Below are 16,210 nucleotides of genomic sequence, written 5' to 3' on the forward strand. Positions count from 1 at the left end.
CAACCAGAATGTCACGTTCAATCAGCTGGCGGCCAACGGCATCACCGGCGACGTCGGAAACATCAACGTCAACGCCGATACCGGCAAGCTCGCCGGCGGCTCGATCAATGCCCATGGTTCCGCCAGGCTGATCGCGGCGACCACCAATACCGGCGCCAACCTCACCACCGTCACCGGCGGCGCGTTGCTGAAGGGAACGCTGATCGACTGGGCCAACCTCCAGCTGGCCGGCGCACTCGGTATTACGGCGACGACGGGCGGGATCACCCTCGGGACGGCGATCAGCGGCGGCACCCAGACCTTGCAGGCACATGGCGACATCGTCTTCAAGCAGCTGACCGCCAACGGCATCCCCGGCGACGCCGGTGACGTCAATCTGCGCTCCGACTTCGGCTCAATCCTGGGCGGATCGGTCTATGCCAATGGCGACACCCATTTCGATACGGCGGGTTCGATCAGGCTCGATCAGATCAGGGGCAATACGGTCGCGCTGTCCGCTCCCGGCGACCTCACCATCAAATGGGTTGGCGTCGTCAAGCAACTGGATCTCGCCGCCAACACCATCAACGTCGTCGGCGGGCAAATTCCATCGACGCCGTCGATCCCGCTGATCATGAACGTCACCGGTTACAAGGGCGGTGTCGCGACCTCGGCCAATCTCAACATCGATCCGGATACGATCATCGTGAACCAGTTCAGGGTCGTTGACGCGAACTTCGTCACCGACGCGCCGAACGTCACTATCGTCAACGGCTTCGTGCCCGGCCAGCTGATGCTGACGACGCTGACCCAACGGATATTGCTGGATAACCGTTCGCCGTCGCCGTCGAACTGGGCGACGCTGCAGCTCTACCAGCCGAGCGGCGTGTTCACGATGAGCCACAACGGCAACGCCAACGTCACCGACAGCTACGTCGTCCTCTACAATGGCGACATCTCGGCGACCGTGACCAACTACGTGGGTTCTCACACCTGCTGCAGCAACTTCACCGGCTCGATGGCGATCCGCAACATCGCGAACGACACCGAGGGCACGGAAACGCTCACCACCTGGCTGGCGCAAAAGAGCGGAGCCGAAACGTTCTATCTGCTTGGTCTTGCCGGAAACGCGCGACTGGAGGCGCTGCTCACCCCGAAGCCGGTTGAGGTGATCGGATCGGGACCGGCCGTGAATATTGAGGGGCTTACGGAAGCCAGGAAGCTTCGGCAGCTCCATCGTGAAGGCCGCAAGAATAGCCGTCCGGGCTGGAACAGCACCGGGCTTGATGGACGCGCAAAAGGGAATGCTAATCGGTTCGCGGATGCCAGGGAGAATGGCAATCCGGTAGTTCAGTTCTAAGGCGACAGGTTTTCATGCGTAGGCAGGCAATAGCATTGGGCGTCGGGCTTGCACTGTTGTGCAGTGCATCCGCGCGCGCGCAGCTCGCCCCGCAGGTCAACCCCGGCGCCATCCAGACTGACATCGACCGCCAGCGGCAGCAACTCGAGCGGCAGAGCCAACCACCCAAGCTCCAGGGCCCGGGCGTGGTCGGCGGCGAGCGGGAAAAGACCCAAACCCTGAAACCAGGTGGTCCAAAATTCCTGCTGCGCAAGCTTGAATTCGATTCATCCAAGTTCATTACGCCCGAAGAGCTCGACGAGATTGCGAAGAAATATATCGGCAAGGACGCCGATATCGCGACACTTCAGCAGGTCGTAGCCGACATCAACGCGGTCTACGCCGAACGCGGGATCGTCACGGGGATCGCGACGCTGCCGGATCAGGATGCCAAGGGCGGGATCGTTCGCATCAAGCTGACGGAAGGTCGTCTGCAAAAGACCACCATCGAGGGCAACAAGCAGACGTCGACATCCTATATCCTGCCGCGCGTCCAGGCGCCGGAAGGTGAAGTCCTCGATGTGCCGAAGCTCAACCGCGATGTGATCTGGTTCAATCGAACCAACGACGTGCAGATCAAGGCGTTGTTGCAGCCGGGGACCAGCTTCGGGCTGACCGACCTGCAATTCGCCGTTATCGAACCACCCACCGATACGCTGCAATTATTTGTCGACAATCAGGGTGTCCAGAACACCGGCCGGTTCGAAGGCGGCGCGTTTTACCGGCGTCACGGCCTGTTCGGCGTGGATGATCGCCTGACCTTTTATGGGGTGAGGTCGGACGGCAACCTCAACGGCAACGTCGCCTATAACATTCCGGTAAACCCGTGGGGCGGCCGCGTCGGCGTGAGCTACACGCAAGGGAAGATCAAGATCATCGACGGACCGTTCGTCGCGCTCGACGTAACCGGGCGATCGACCCAGGCCTCCATCAATTTCAGCCAGCCGGCCTGGGTTACACAAAACTGGCTGCTGCTGCTCAATGCGGCGCAGACCGACGGCAATACGGTAAGCCGGTTTAGCACCGTTGCGGTCACCAGCGACCGCTATCAGCGAACCACGGGTGGGTTTTCGTTGACCAATTCCGGCAACAATTATTCCATCACCGTCTCGCCGTCGATGAACTACATCGAATGGCACGATTACATTCTGAACGGCAACCGAACCTTCAATACCTATACCGGCAGTGCGATAGCGACGGGGATGGGGCCTGCCAATTTCAGCGCCAATCTGCTGGGCAGCTGGCAATATTCGCCGACGAAGCTGTTGCCGGGCGACCAGATCTTTTCGATCGGCGGCCCGACCACCGTGCGCGGCTATCCCACCAATGCGGTGGCCGGCGACAGCGGCTACTACGTCAACGCCGAACTGCACTACAACTGGTCGGCCATTCTCAAGGGCCTGGACACGTATGTGTTCACCGATTGGGGCGCAGTGTTCTCCACGTTCCCCGGCATCGTGGAATTGAGTTCGATCGGGGTGGGTTTCTCGTGGACGATGGCGCCGTCGCTGACCTTCGAGGGCAGTTATGCAACGCCTCTGAAACTGGCGACTTCCACCCAGCGGCACTACGAATACTATGGCCGGTTCATCTTCCGGCCCTTGCTGATGTTCCCAAAGCAAAATACGCCCGGATAGACCGGCGATCGGGATTCCAGCGAGCCGCGCCGCTCCGGGCCAGTGTTCCGTCATCTGAAGTGACCGCGTTGCCATTCTCGACGCGCGTCCCGGAAATGCTATGCAGGGCACGTGAGCAATTTCTGCGGAGTTCGTAAGATGCCCAACCCATCACGGCGCGTCGCCGTCGTCGGCCTTGGTCCGATCGGGCGGAAGGTCGTGGAAGCCCTGGATCAAGGCATCGACGGCCTGGTCCTCGCGGCGGTATCGGTACAGGACCCGGCCAAGCATGGCGATTTTCTCGCCAAATTGAAGCGTTCGCCCGCCGTCCTGCCAATCGACGATCTCTGCGCGGCGGCCGATATCGTGATCGAGTGCGCACCCAGCAAGCTCGTTCGATCGATTGTCATCCCGTTCGTGAGCCGCGGTAAAATTGCGATCGTCCTGAGCGTGGGCGCGCTTCTCGAGAACGAGGATCTCATTGCGCTGGCCAGGCAAAACGGCGGCCAGATCGTCGTGCCGACCGGTGCGCTGATCGGTCTCGACGCGGTCACCGCCGCGGCGGAAGGCAATATCCAGTCGGTCAGAATGGTGACGCGAAAGCCGCTCAACGGCCTCGCCGGGGCTCCCTATCTGGTCGAAAACAACATCGACATTGCCGGCATCACCGAGCCCTTGAAGATTTTCGAGGGCACCGCCCGTGATGCGGCCAAGGGCTTCCCGGCGAATCTCAATGTTGCCGTGGCGCTTTCGCTGGCGGGCCTTGGGCCCGACCGGACCACGCTGCAGATCTGGGCCGATCCAACGGTGACCCGCAACGTGCACCGCGTCGAAGTGGAATCGGATTCCGCGCGCTTTTCGATGACGATAGAGAACATTCCCTCGGAAAACCCCAAGACCGGCCGCATCACGGCACTTTCGGTCATTGCATACTTGCGCAAGCAAGGTTCAGCCCTGCGCGTCGGAACCTGAGGATCAGGCGGTGAGGCGAGGCCTCACTTCGTCAACGACATCCAGCGCTCCGTGGCGCCGATCGCCGCCGACCAAAGCTGGTCCGCAGGCTGACCGCGGTGCAGCGCTTTGCCGACCTCGCAAATCGCCATGAATGCACCAGAGCGCGCCTCTTCGACCTCCAGCGGTTGCTCGCCGCTTCCCTGAACCAGGCCGACCAGTCCGTTCAGTATCGGCAAGGCCAACTGCGCCGGCTGATCTTCGGCGGCCTTCAAGGCGTCCAGTACGCGCGTCGCTTTCTCGAAATCACGCATCGCCACCACTTGCCAAAGCCCGAGGGATGAAAAGCCCAGGATAACATTTTGGCGGAAGGGGTGTCCGTACTCGACTAGTGCGCACGCTTGCGCACTCTTGCATTTTATTTCGATAAAATGGGCACTTTTTGCTCATATTCGTTGCGGACTCTTGCGCACGTTTGCGCACCGTTATACGCTTCATTTGTGGGTAGCCTTGTGGGCCATGAGTGCGGCGGATGGTTCGTCAACTTAACAAGCTTAGTAGTAGGATCGTCGAGACCGTTAAGGACGCGGGCCGATATGCCGATGGCGGCGGGCTGTATCTGCAGGTCTCTGCCGGCAAGAACGGCGGGGTCACTAAGTCATGGCTGTTTCGCTACATGCGCGGCGGCACCACGTCCCGCGAGATGGGCCTGGGCCCTGTAAGCGTCAACAAGCGCGATGGGCTCGTTACCCTCAGTATGGCCCGCGACACGGCTTTCATTGCCCGTAAGGCTCTCAGCGCCGGCCTAGACCCACTTGCACAGCGCGAACAAGAACGGTTGGCCGGCCAATTGGAGCGGGCCAAGACGCTGACGTTCAAGGAATGTGCCGAGCGATATATAGCGGCCCATGAGGCAGGGTGGAAAAGCAAGAAGCACGCCGACCAATACCGAATGACGCTTCTGGCTCTCGGTCCAAAAGGGAAGCCCGCTCTTTTTGACTATTGCAAGCTGATCCGCGATTTGCCGGTTGCGGCTGTAGATACGGCGCTGGTGCTGAAAATCATTGAGCCGATTTGGTCAACCAAGACCGAAACCGCGTCCAGAATCCGAGGGCGGATCGAAACCGTTCTGGATTGGGCCAAGGCCCGGGGCTACCGACAGGGCGAAAACCCGGCGGCATGGCGCGGACATCTAGCCCAGTTATTGCCGGCCAAATCGCAAGTCGCGCCAGTGGAGAATCATCCCGCGCTGCCCTACGCGGAATTACCGGCGTTCATGGCCAAACTTCGCTCCAAGGAAGGCGTCAGCGCTCGAGCATTGGAATTCACCATTCTGACGGTCGCACGCACGGGCGACACGATTGGCGCCACATGGCAAGAGATCAACAAGACTGAGAAGCTTTGGACCGTTCCAGCCGCCCGCGTGAAAGGCAAGAAGGGTGCCCGCAAACGTGATCATGTGGTGCCACTTTCGGAACAAGCCTTGGCCATTCTGGAAGGTTTACCAGCCGACGGCGATTACATTTTCCCAGGCGGCAAAGACGCCGCTGCCGGCTTATCCAACGCGGCAATGGATCAGATGCTCAAGGGCATGAATGAGGAAAGGGAAGCGGTGGGGCTGCCGCTATGGAAAGATCCTCAACTGGATCGGTCGATTGTCCCACACGGGTTCCGAAGCACGTTCCTAGATTGGGGGCACGATACGACGAACTATCCAAAGGAAATGCTTGATATCGCGCTGGCGCACACGGTTCCTGACAAGGTGGAAGCGGCCTATCGGCGCGGTAATATGCGCGAAAAGCGCCGCCGGATGATGGCCGACTGGGCGAGATATTGCGCGAAGCCTGTCCGAACCGATCGGCAGGCCAACGTGATTGACATGAGGGCAGCGCGATGACGTCGCTGATCGGCATGACGCTCAGGGAAGCCTTTGAACTCGGTGCGCGGAATATTGAGGATTTGGATCAGGTCGCGGAGGTGCTGTTGAGCGCTTTGCGGCGGGATGAGGTCACAGCGACTGCTAACGAGTATTGCGAGGAGCATATTGATGAGAACGGCGCTCACTGCCTTCAAAGAAAGGCAGAGGCTCGTCTTGAACCGAGATTTTGGGACCTAGCCAAGCCGAATTGGCTCTACAACCAAGCGAGACGGCCCGCGTTCCCGGGAGAGAATCTACCCGCGGCCATCGCAACGGGGATTTGGTTAAGGCGCCGGGACATTGAAGCATTTGGCTGGACGACTGTATCGGTGCCAGAGGCAGGGCAGCCTGAATCGGCACGGCCCAACGAGGCGAAGCCAGTCCGACCCTCAAACCCTCGGCGTCGTGGGCCACCGGCGATCGTTCGTAACCGTGTGAAAGACGCGATGCGGGATTATGGTCTGGGAAAACTGGCTGGGCTGACTGAAGAGGCCATGGCTGCACAGTTCGGTGCCTCACGGACGACCTGCCGGGACGCGCTCGCCGACCTGAAGTCGGAAATTGTCACAGATTGAAACTCTGACAAACTCCAATCACAAACAACTAGAAACACTCGAAAACTGAATCCATCTTCGTCGTCATGCGCACGCAAGCGCACGCAACGGAGATGAACCAATGTCGTCTGAAAAACAATTTTGGCGCTTAGCTCGGGTGAGGGAGGAAACTGGCCTCTGCACTCGCTCGATTTATGATGGGATGGCGGCTGGTAGCTTCCCGAAAAACTTCCCGATCAGCAAGCAGGCTCGCGCTTGGTTGAGCGATGAAGTTAAAGCCTGGAAAGCGGCTCGCCTTGCTGCGCGCGAGGCCGCATAGATCATGGCCTCAAACGCAGGGAAGGCCGCTCACCGTGGCGACGGTGGCGACCTTCGGAATTCTCAGTCCGGGCGGGCTGACACTTCCGATATAGGCCAAATCCCCACACGGCCGCAAGACCGGCTCATCGCGACGGTGCAAAAACATGACCGGGCGCGGTTCGAAATCGCGCTGCGTTCGTTCCGATCTGACCGGCGCATCACCGTGCGGCTGTGCGAATCGAACGGGCAGGGCGGATACAAAAACTCGGGTCCGTGCATCGCGATCGCGCCGCACAAGCTACGCCACATCATAGAAGCACTCGAACTAGCGGAAGCGGCGGCAAAAGCGGAGGGCCTGCTATGGCCTCTCCCGGTTTAACGCTGCGGCCTGATCAAATCTCGCTCAAGAAGCGCGCCAGCGAGCATTTGAGGCAGGGATACAAGCGTGTCGGCGTCGAGGCGCCGACTGGAACGGGAAAAACGGTTGTCGCCGCCAGCATGCTCGGGAGCGCCGCCGAGCGAGGCTTTCGATCGTGGTTCATTTGCCACCGGCGCGAATTATTAAAGGGAGCGAGCAGCAAGTTTGCGGCGGTCAACGTCGATCATGGACTTATCGCCTCCGGCCTCAGAGCAAATCCCTGGCCTCTCGTCCAAGTATGCTCGATCTCGACGCTGCTACGATGTTACGAGCACCTTGAGAAGCCGCGTTTCGTCATTTGGGACGAAGCCCACCATCTGAGCGCGCGCTCTTGGAGCCAAATTCACGCCTACTTGCCCGACGCGTTCCACATCGGTCTGTCCGCGACATGGATTCGGCGCGACGGCGCAGGCCTCGATCAGCATTTTCAGGTTTTAGTTCGCAGTCCCGACTTTGATTGGTTTAAGAGGCGCGGAATTCTCGTTCCGTATCGGCATCTGGCGCCGAACGAAATGGATTTGACCGGCGTCCGCACGCGCATGGGCGACTACGTCAGAGGCGAACTTGCAGCGGTGGGAGAGCGGTATCGCATCGATCAAGCAGCGGTGACCGCTTATCGCAAGCACGTTGCCGGCAAGCGAACGATCGTCTTTGCCGTCTGTGTCGAGGAATCGGAAAAGGTTGTCACCTGTTTCCGGGCAGCGGGCATTTCTGCAGAACACGTCGATGCGAAAACCGGCGAGACGGAGCGAGACGCCATCATCGAACGGTTTGCCCGCGGTGAAACTGCCGTGTTGTCGAATGTGGATTTGTTCGGCGAGGGTTTTGATTTACCGGCCGTCGAAGCGGTGCTGATGCTTCGGGGGACGCAATCGCTGAGCTTACATCTGCAACAGATCGGCAGGTGCTTGCGGCCCTCACCAGGCAAGACATGTGCGACGGTGATCGACCTGGTCGGAAACTGGCGCCGCCACGGTTTGGCGAGCGAGGCCCGGCAATGGAGTCTGGAGGCCCGGCCGCGCACCATAGGTACGATGCGGAACGATCTCTGGAGATGCGAGGCCTGCACTGCCGTCAATGCCTCCGGACCGTCATGCGAGGCCTGTGGCGCGCCACCACGGCCGCCGGCGAAACGCCGCAGCGACGTCGACCTTTGGTGTGAGTTGGTCGGCGATCCCGAATTGCTCAAAGAAATACGCGGGATGTCACACTACCAACTGCTCGCCTGGGCTGATAACGAGCGCCACGCCAGAATGGCAGCGATCGTCAAAGGCTGGAAACCCGGCTGGGCCTTTCATCATTTGCGCGAACGGCGCGCGCAATCATCCGGGGGTGCAGCATGAACCGCGTCGTCGAACTGGATGAACTCTGGCGATCAAAGCTGCTTTTGAAAGGCAACGGCGAACCGCGCCCGCCTCTGGCGAACGCAATCACCGCGCTGCGGGTTGCAGCGCAATGGAGGGGCGTGATCAGCTTTGACGCCTTTGGCCTCACAACAGTGATGACCGGCGCGCCGCCTTGGGAGGCGGGCAGGAACGATTTTTCGAACCGGCCATGGTCGCAGCGGGATGATGCGCTAGCGACGGATTGGCTACAGCACATGGGAATTTCGGTTGGGCTCGAGACAACACAACAGGCGATCGAGACGGTTGCGAGGGACAACGAATTCCATCCGCTGCGAGACTATCTCGATGGGCTCCATTGGGATGGAATAAACCGGACGAGCAATTGGCTGGCACTCTACCTCGGCGCGGAGGACACGCCTTACACGCGCGCTGTCGGCGAGGCGTTCCTGACCTCCGCAGTCGCCAGGATATTCAGGCCCGGCTGCAAGGCTGACCAGGTCCTGATCTTGGAAGGCGGGCAAGGCATCTTGAAATCCACTGCCGTGCGCACATTGACAGAACCGTGGTTCAGCGACGAGATCGCGCTGCTCGGCACCAAGGATGCCGCCATGCAGACTAAGGCGGTTTGGGTCATCGAACTTTCGGAGTTGGACAGCCTGCGCGGTCCCGACGTTTCCAAGATCAAGGCGTTCGTCTCGCGAACGACGGACAGGTTCCGGCCGCCGTACGGCAAGCGCATCATCGAGAGCCCGCGGCAATGCGTGTTCATCGGCACGACCAACGCCGCCGGGTATCTCAAGGATGCGACCGGCGGGCGTCGGTTCTGGCCGGTGCGTTGCGGGTCGATCGATCTCGCTGGGCTCCGGCGGGATCGCGATCAGATATGGGCTCAGACAGTCATGAGTTTCAGGTCCGGTCGACCGTGGTGGCTAACTGATCGCACGTTGATCGAGGACGCCGCAGTTGAGCAACGAGGCCGCTATGCAGGCGATCCATGGGATGAAACAATCCAGGTGTTTGTGGAAAACCTCACGAGCACATCCGTCGACGAAGTCCTGCATCAGGCGCTGGCAATTCCGAAGGAACAATGGACCCAGACGAACGCCACCCGCGTCTCACGCTGCCTGCAATCGTTCGGCTTCGCTCGCTCGCAAGTCCGCAACGAAGATGGGAGGCGGACATGGAGGTACGTCCGTCACCACTGAGCGACGAAAATCCGCTTGTCACCACTTCGGAACCGCAGGTCCGGCGATCGCTCAGCAAGAACCAACGGTTGTCACCACTCGATCAAGTGGTGACATGGATCAAGTGGTGACAGCAAAAACTACCGCGGCACAGCTATTGTCACCACTGTCACCACTGTCACCAGTATGTTGCACACACATAGAGAAAAGTAGAATTTCGGGGAGTTTAGAAAACCACTGGTGACAGGGGTGACACCGGTGACGGCCCAAAGGGCGCGCCTCAAAGCGCGCCTGATCACCTCATTCGCGCGACGGCTTGCCGATGTCATCGTGCTCTCGGCGGAGCAACTGTCCGCTGGTACTGCACCTGAATAGTTGAACTTGTTGACGCTTTTATAGCGTGTGTCGGCTACCCACACGGTTACCCACAAAATCATACTTGAATTGCTACAGATTTTCGCGTAAGGGCGAGCGGTCAGCTTGTTCTGACTTGCTCAGGGCGCGACAGCGCAGCGGGCTTCCAACGTCACCGGAAGCCCTATCCATGAACCCAACTCGCCAGCCCCGCTGCCAGGTCTGTAAACACTCTGAACGGTGGCGGGTTGAGCTGCTGCGCGCCGGTGGCGCGTCGCTCGACGCCCTTGCGGAGAAGTTCTCGCTTGACCGTGATTCCATCCATCGGCACTGGCACAACCACGTCACGGACGAAATGAAGGCGTCGTACCTGTGCGGTCCGGCGCAGCTTGCCGAACTGGCGGAGAAGGCAGCAGCGGAGGGCGATAGCGTTCTGGACTATCTCCGGATGATCCGTACCGTGCTGACCGGTCAGCTCGCCGCCATGACTGAAACCGGCGATGCCCGCGGCGCTGCCTGCGTGGCCGGCCGGTTGACTGCCACACTCGAAACCATGGCGCGTATCACCGGAGAGATTGGCGCACTGGCGCGGTCGACCATCAACATCAACGGCAACGTTGCGATCGTGAATAGTCCGGAGTTTGCGCGCGTGCAGGCAAGCCTCATGCGCGCCTTGGCACCGTTCCCTGATGCGCGTAGCGCCGTGGTGGGGGCGCTGCGCGACCTGGACGCAAACAACGCACAGGCGCCGCTGCCTGCGAGAGTAATCAACCATGTCGCTGGGTAGCTTCGCCAGCCGCTTAGCCGACAGCCTCGCAGATGGCGGTTGGCACGCCAAGGCGCGCCCCGAACAACTGCCTCCGCCGGGCAACTGGAACGGATGGCTGTTTTTGGCCGGACGCGGAGCGGGAAAGACGCGATCTGGTGCCGAATGGGTCAAGGATTTGGCCGAAGCCAACCAGGCAGGCCGCATTGCGCTGATCGCGCCAACGGCTGCGGACGCCCGGGATATCATGGTTGAGGGTGAGTCCGGGATCCTCGCCACCGCCTCGGCCTGGTGTCGGCCGGAGTATGAGCCTAGCAAACGAAGGCTGACATGGCCGAACGGCGCGCAGGCCTCGATGTTCTCGGCCGAGGAGCCGGAACGCCTCCGGGGTCCGCAATTTAATGCTGCATGGTGTGACGAATTGGCGGCTTGGAACAACCCGACCGCGACATGGGACCAGTTGATGTTCGGCCTGCGCCTTGGGGCGCGGCCGCGATGGATGGTCACAACGACACCAAAGCCGAGCAGGCTATTACGGGAACTGCTAGCACGGGAGGGCACTGACGTCGCGATCTCGCGCGCCAGCACTTTTGCCAACGCCGCAAACCTCGCCGGTGCGTTCCTTGAAAGCATCAGGGTGCGATACGAAGGGACGCGCCTCGGCCGGCAGGAGTTAAACGCCGAGCTGCTGGAGGATGTGCAGGGCGCGCTGTGGTCGCGGCAGATGATCGACGATGCCGCCCTGAAGGGGGCCGCGCTCCCCGACATGGTGCGCGTCGTAGTCGCGATCGATCCGTCCGGAACGGCGGGCGCGTCCGACAAGGGCGACGCCGTCGGAATCGTAGTGGCCGGCAAGGGTGTCGACGGCAAGGCATACGTCCTCGCCGATCGTACCTGCAAATTGTCGCCGGATGGATGGGGCCGACGCGCGGTTGAGGCCTATCGGGAATTCAAGGCCGATCGAATTATTGCGGAGCGTAACTTCGGCGGCGCGATGGTTGAGCACGTTATTCGGACAGTCGACAACTCGGTTTCATATCGCGAGGTAACGGCATCGCGCGGCAAGATCGCGCGAGCAGAGCCTGTTGCCGCGCTGTATGAGCAAAACCGCGTGAAGCACGTGCACTCTTTCCCGGAGCTTGAAGACGAATTGTGCGCGATGACGTCGGATGGTTATGTCGGCGATGGTTCGCCCGATCGAGCCGACGCTACGATATGGGCGCTTACCGAATTGATGATCGGTCATCAGCAAATTGAAATTGGCGAGCTCAACTGCGTGCAGGTCGACGCTGGCAGGTATGCTGGCCGTATCAACTTTGTTACGCGCGGGTTCGATAATCCGTGGGGAGCTTGGTAAAATGAGTTCTTGGATTCAGGAGAGCGGCTCATCCGCAACCTCATGAACAATCTTCGAGCAATGCGCGCGGAAACTTGTTGACGAGCGACGGTTTCGAGCGCCCGACGGCGAGCGGGAACGCGCCGGTTCCGGTTGCAGTCTGCCAAAGGCCGAAAAGCCGGGATTAGCTCAATTCGTCAACTTCTTGTTCACCAATAATTGCCACCCTGATCGTCGCCTTACCGGGCTTGTAATTGCGTAACCGAAAAGCCGCCCCCGATCGTCCCGGAGGCGGCTTTTTGTTTTTATCCGGGGCGCGCGAGACTGCACGTGAGTTTTCAGATCACGGTTTTGAAGGTGTTGGCCGGTCAAGTTGATGGGCGAGCAACGCTCGCCCAACTCACGCGACAGGTTTCTATTCTCATTTCCAGTGGCCCCGATTGGACCGATCGAACCAAGCGGCTAGCTGCGCTTGCGCCCGGCCTAAGCATCTTCGGTTCGCATTTTGTGACTGTCGATGGTGGCGGTTGGCAGATTACCGACGCGGGCCGGGCGTTTCTATTGTCACTCGAAACTCGAGCCTCGGCGATGTCCGAAACACCCTGCATTACTGCGGACGTTATGCCGGCATCCGTTACAGCACCCCTCGAACCGACGCCCGAGGCTTCGCCGCCGCCGTCTGAAGGTCAACACGTGCCCGAAGTGGCTGCACCACAGCCCATCTCTCAGCGATCCACGATGATGCGCCTGATCGGCATCCAGAGACGAGTCAAATCTTCACCTAATACGGGACGAAAGCGGCGGTCACGTTAGCCGATCGCCGGTCGGGTGAATAAGCACACGCTTACCGTCCCGCTGAATGATCAGGCGATATCGGCCTTGTTTCACTACATGCAGCCAACTTTCGACCAAGGGCCCTTTGGCGCCGCAGGTAGGGATGTCGGTTCGAACGACGAGCTTCGTATCATTTCTCAGTATGGCTTAAGGTGGATTTCGCTAAGGCTGCCCGGGCGGACAATACACAGACGACCCTTAATCGCAGAGGCCGAGCGTCTCATGGCCACTGCTATCGATCTGCCGCTGTCTCGCAATTCAAGCAGGCGGCGATCATCTTCCTCCGTCCAAAGCTTGTTCCTACTTCCAACCATCGCAAGTTTTCACAGCATCATGACGAGAGTGATGGGGCGATTGGCACTTTATCAATAAATTGCCAGTCAGTCGTTCAGCGAGCACTATCGCCATCGGGGCGCGCGCTTCTCGCGTCTACTTACTGACGCAGGGCATTGAATCGATCCTTGGCCTCCAGAATGCCACCGGCGCGTGCCTTCGCATATAAAACTCGCGCGCCTTCGTCACTTCGCCGCGCGTTCCGTACGTCCCCCATCCGGATAGGGATGGCGGGATCATATGTCTCCGCGAGCATGAAGCTCGCCTGCGCGCTCCCTGTTTCGGCAGCGCGCTCTAGCACGACACGGGCAGCACCGATGTCGCCCTGGCCGAGTAGCGCCTTGGCGAGCGCGATCAACCTGTTCGCATCCGGACTACTTTGCGCTTGCGTCTGTACGGCCGCCGGCCGTGCTATCGAAGCCATTTCCTCCGCTTGCGCGGCTTCGGGCGTTTGGCGGCTCGCCGCAGGCTCAGGCGTAACGCGCGCATCACTCGTACGCCACGCAGACCCCAGATCCCGTGCCATTGCCGCCGCTCTGTCGCGTTCTTGCTGCAGAGATCGTCGCAGTTCCGCCATTGCGCGCTCCGCCGTCTGCTTGACCTGCGCCGTTTCGTCGCCCGCCTTGCGCAATTGCGCCGCCTGGCTCTCAATTTCCTGCTGCGCCGTCGCCAGTTCGCTCGCGAGTGCGGCACCGCGCGCGCGTTCTTCATCGAGCGTTTGACGATATTGCACCGAACTTGCGGTTAGGTCCTGTCGCACGGTGTCGACCTGCTGCGCGAGGGCGGCCGCTTTCCCGCGCTCCTCTCCGAGCGCTTGAGCGGAATTTGCGATCTCCGCCCGCAACTGCAGAGTGAGCCGGTGGACAGTGCGGCGGGTCTCGGCAAGCTCATTCGTCAAGCTGTCAGTAGGTTGTTCCTGCTCCAGAGATTGTCGCGCTTCCGGCGCGAACGCCTTCCCAGCCTGCTTGGCCGGCGCGCCTGCAGGGTCTCTGGCCTGATCGGCTCCGGCCTGTTCCTGAACCGCCAGTAAATCGGCCGGCGACTTGGCGTCTCGCTCGACCTGCAGGCGATTGATGCCGAAGACACCCTGGCGCCCGGCGTCTTGGGTAACATAACCCGCGACTTCGGAGCGGAAATAAACGCCGATAATCGCCATCGCGATGAGAGACGTTGTGATCGACCGAGCTACAAATCGCCTCGGCGATTTGTCATCCTCTCGCAGCAGATATTTGTCGCGCGGTCTTGGATACCAATGTGTCGGTGTAATTTTGCTCGGCTCGCCGTTTTCACCCAACCATTGATACGTCTTGCGCGACCAGTGAGCAGTGTCATAACTGCCGCTCGCGTCATTCTCGAGAATGACGACTTTCCCGTCTCTTGGCGCGGTCTCGATAGCTTGGCGCATGCAAAGACTTCCTCTGCGCTATCGAGCTCCGTGCTCAAAGTGATTGGTAACACAATGTGATGCCAACATATGCCTCGCGCTGCATCTGACCTACTTAACGCTGTCATTTGAAGGTTTTCTGAAGGGCGTCCGTAAGAGTACAAGGTCCTGAAATGGATGCGACCAAGGTCCCGAAACTCGCCAAGCCGAGCGATGTCCATTAATCGGCTACTCCATGGCCGCCGTCGGACGACCTCGGCCCTACCAACCGGCATGGTGCGTACGAGAGTAGGGTAGGTTCCGGTGTTGTGAGGAATGGCAATCACCTGCGCCCCTCCACGGCTCTCCAAGTTTTCGTGCCGTTATCCGTAAGTTTACGGAGACACCTTAGTATTGCGGAGGCACCTTGTGTTCAATATTGTACATTGAGACTGGAACGAACGTCCGGTTTCTGTAGCAGGTCACCGGTAATTTGTGAGGGCGACCATCGTGATGGGTAGAGACTATTTCACGCGTCAGGCGGAGACGCTTCTTCAACTCGCCAAGTCAACAACCGATCCCCAGGCTGCGGCCTCCCTGATCGAGAGGGCCGCCGACCTTCACACACTCGTTGAAGAGTTGGGCGCGGCCCCAGACCCAAGCCCTCCAGGGTTGAATCACCCGTAAGGTCACCTCACGAGGCGTAAAGCAGCCCCAGGGCGGTTTCCCTTCAAGAGAGCTGACGCGTTTGGGAACGTGCATTTACGAATGGGTCGTCCACCTCACGATCGCTCAGGGCTTGTGCGGCAATAACAACTTCGAGGCGGTTACGGGCGTTGAGTTTTTGCATCAGGATCGTCATGTAATTTTTGACGGTCTTCTCGCTGATTTTTAGCGAGGTGGCGATCGCTTTGTTGGTAAAGCCCCGCAACAACAGTCGAACGATCTGGTCTTCGCGAATGCTGAATCTGACGGCTTCGGCCGCCACTCGCCGCAGCGATGCGTTTCGCAATCCTGCGATGACCTGGCTTGCAAAGCTTTGTGTAATGTACGTTTCGCCATGCCGAACCGCTTCAACAGCCTGAATGAGCTCCTTCGCGCTGCTGCCTTTCAGGACATATCCGTTTGCGCCAGCATCCAGTGCGCGGATCGCGGAGTCGACGCCGGTCGCAGCAGTGAACGCGACTATCTTTGTGTTTGGAGAGACCTTGATAGACGTCGCGATTGCCTCGTAGACGTCGCCCGCCATGCTTAAATCGACGATGATGACGTCTGGATGGAACCGCAAGGAAATGTCGATGATGTCTCTTGCCGTCGAACCCGTCGACAAAATTTCGAGACCCTGAGCGCGCGACAACAGCGCAACGATGCCTTCAATCATCAATGGGTGGTCGTCTACCAAACCAATGGAAACCGTACTCATAATGTCCCCTGCAATTCGCACGCGTTGAAAATATAACGCAATCAAGATGTTCATACATCATTTACTTAAGGACTACCTCGAATGATCCTGTATCCTCCAGTTGTGCGTTAGAGGGAACTGATGTGACTGAAGATCG

Annotated in this window: 14 protein-coding genes; 11 read left to right on the forward strand and 3 right to left on the reverse strand. The window is 59.7% G+C overall.

What is annotated here, in order from left to right; genetic code table 11:
• From JQ611_RS37135 to JQ611_RS37145, 3 genes are all read left to right on the forward strand, one after another.
• Positions 1-1,339 (forward strand): hypothetical protein (locus JQ611_RS37135; protein WP_212468234.1); only part of this gene is annotated, 1,339 nt, incomplete at its 5' end.
• Between the two features lie 14 nt (positions 1,340-1,353).
• Positions 1,354-3,015, forward strand: coding sequence for a ShlB/FhaC/HecB family hemolysin secretion/activation protein (locus JQ611_RS37140; protein ID WP_212264512.1), 1,662 nt, complete (start codon positions 1,354-1,356; stop codon positions 3,013-3,015).
• A 138-nt stretch (positions 3,016-3,153) separates the two neighbouring features.
• Complete coding sequence (locus tag JQ611_RS37145) at positions 3,154-3,966, forward strand: aspartate dehydrogenase (protein WP_212264513.1); 813 nt, start codon at positions 3,154-3,156, stop codon at positions 3,964-3,966.
• A 23-nt stretch (positions 3,967-3,989) separates the two neighbouring features.
• Here JQ611_RS37145 and JQ611_RS37150 read toward each other — a convergent pair whose 3' ends face one another.
• Positions 3,990-4,259, reverse strand: coding sequence for a hypothetical protein (locus tag JQ611_RS37150; protein ID WP_212264746.1), 270 nt, complete (start codon positions 4,257-4,259; stop codon positions 3,990-3,992).
• A 218-nt stretch (positions 4,260-4,477) separates the two neighbouring features.
• Here JQ611_RS37150 and JQ611_RS37155 point away from each other — a divergent pair, with 218 nt between their 5' ends.
• The 8 genes from JQ611_RS37155 (at position 4,478) to JQ611_RS37190 (ending at position 12,934) form a co-directional block, all read left to right on the forward strand.
• Positions 4,478-5,842 (forward strand): site-specific integrase, encoded by a 1,365-nt coding sequence (locus JQ611_RS37155; RefSeq protein ID WP_212468235.1) that lies wholly within the window; start codon positions 4,478-4,480, stop codon positions 5,840-5,842.
• Positions 5,839-6,438, forward strand: a complete 600-nt coding sequence (locus tag JQ611_RS37160; protein WP_212468236.1) for a GntR family transcriptional regulator — start codon at positions 5,839-5,841, stop codon at positions 6,436-6,438. Before JQ611_RS37155 ends, JQ611_RS37160 begins: the two co-directional genes overlap by 4 nt.
• Before the next feature lie 100 nt (positions 6,439-6,538).
• Complete coding sequence (locus tag JQ611_RS37165) at positions 6,539-6,736, forward strand: AlpA family transcriptional regulator (protein WP_212468237.1); 198 nt, start codon at positions 6,539-6,541, stop codon at positions 6,734-6,736.
• A gap of 341 nt (positions 6,737-7,077) precedes the next feature.
• Positions 7,078-8,478 (forward strand): DEAD/DEAH box helicase, encoded by a 1,401-nt coding sequence (locus JQ611_RS37170; protein ID WP_212468238.1) that lies wholly within the window; start codon positions 7,078-7,080, stop codon positions 8,476-8,478.
• Between the two features lie 158 nt (positions 8,479-8,636).
• Positions 8,637-9,686 carry a virulence-associated E family protein gene (locus JQ611_RS37175; RefSeq protein WP_212468239.1) on the forward strand — a complete coding sequence of 350 codons (1,050 nt, stop codon included), beginning with the start codon at positions 8,637-8,639 and terminating at the stop codon, positions 9,684-9,686.
• 523 nt (positions 9,687-10,209) lie between these two features.
• The gene (locus JQ611_RS37180; protein WP_212468240.1) at positions 10,210-10,806 is read left to right on the forward strand and encodes a hypothetical protein; all 597 of its coding nucleotides are present in this window, start codon (positions 10,210-10,212) and stop codon (positions 10,804-10,806) included.
• Complete coding sequence (locus JQ611_RS37185; RefSeq protein WP_212468241.1) at positions 10,793-12,142, forward strand: DNA-packaging protein; 1,350 nt, start codon at positions 10,793-10,795, stop codon at positions 12,140-12,142. Before JQ611_RS37180 ends, JQ611_RS37185 begins: the two co-directional genes overlap by 14 nt.
• Before the next feature lie 309 nt (positions 12,143-12,451).
• Positions 12,452-12,934, forward strand: coding sequence for a hypothetical protein (locus JQ611_RS37190; protein ID WP_212468242.1), 483 nt, complete (start codon positions 12,452-12,454; stop codon positions 12,932-12,934).
• A gap of 454 nt (positions 12,935-13,388) precedes the next feature.
• Here JQ611_RS37190 and JQ611_RS37195 read toward each other — a convergent pair whose 3' ends face one another.
• A complete protein-coding gene (locus JQ611_RS37195; protein ID WP_212468243.1) occupies positions 13,389-14,693 on the reverse strand; it encodes a hypothetical protein in 1,305 nt (434 codons plus the stop codon).
• A gap of 688 nt (positions 14,694-15,381) precedes the next feature.
• The gene (locus tag JQ611_RS37200; protein WP_312012357.1) at positions 15,382-16,128 is read right to left on the reverse strand and encodes a response regulator transcription factor; all 747 of its coding nucleotides are present in this window, start codon (positions 16,126-16,128) and stop codon (positions 15,382-15,384) included.
• Positions 16,129-16,210: the final 82 nt, after the last annotated feature.

The organism is Bradyrhizobium sp. AUGA SZCCT0182, from assembly GCF_018130185.1.
Classification (GTDB): Bacteria; Pseudomonadota; Alphaproteobacteria; order Rhizobiales; family Xanthobacteraceae; genus Bradyrhizobium.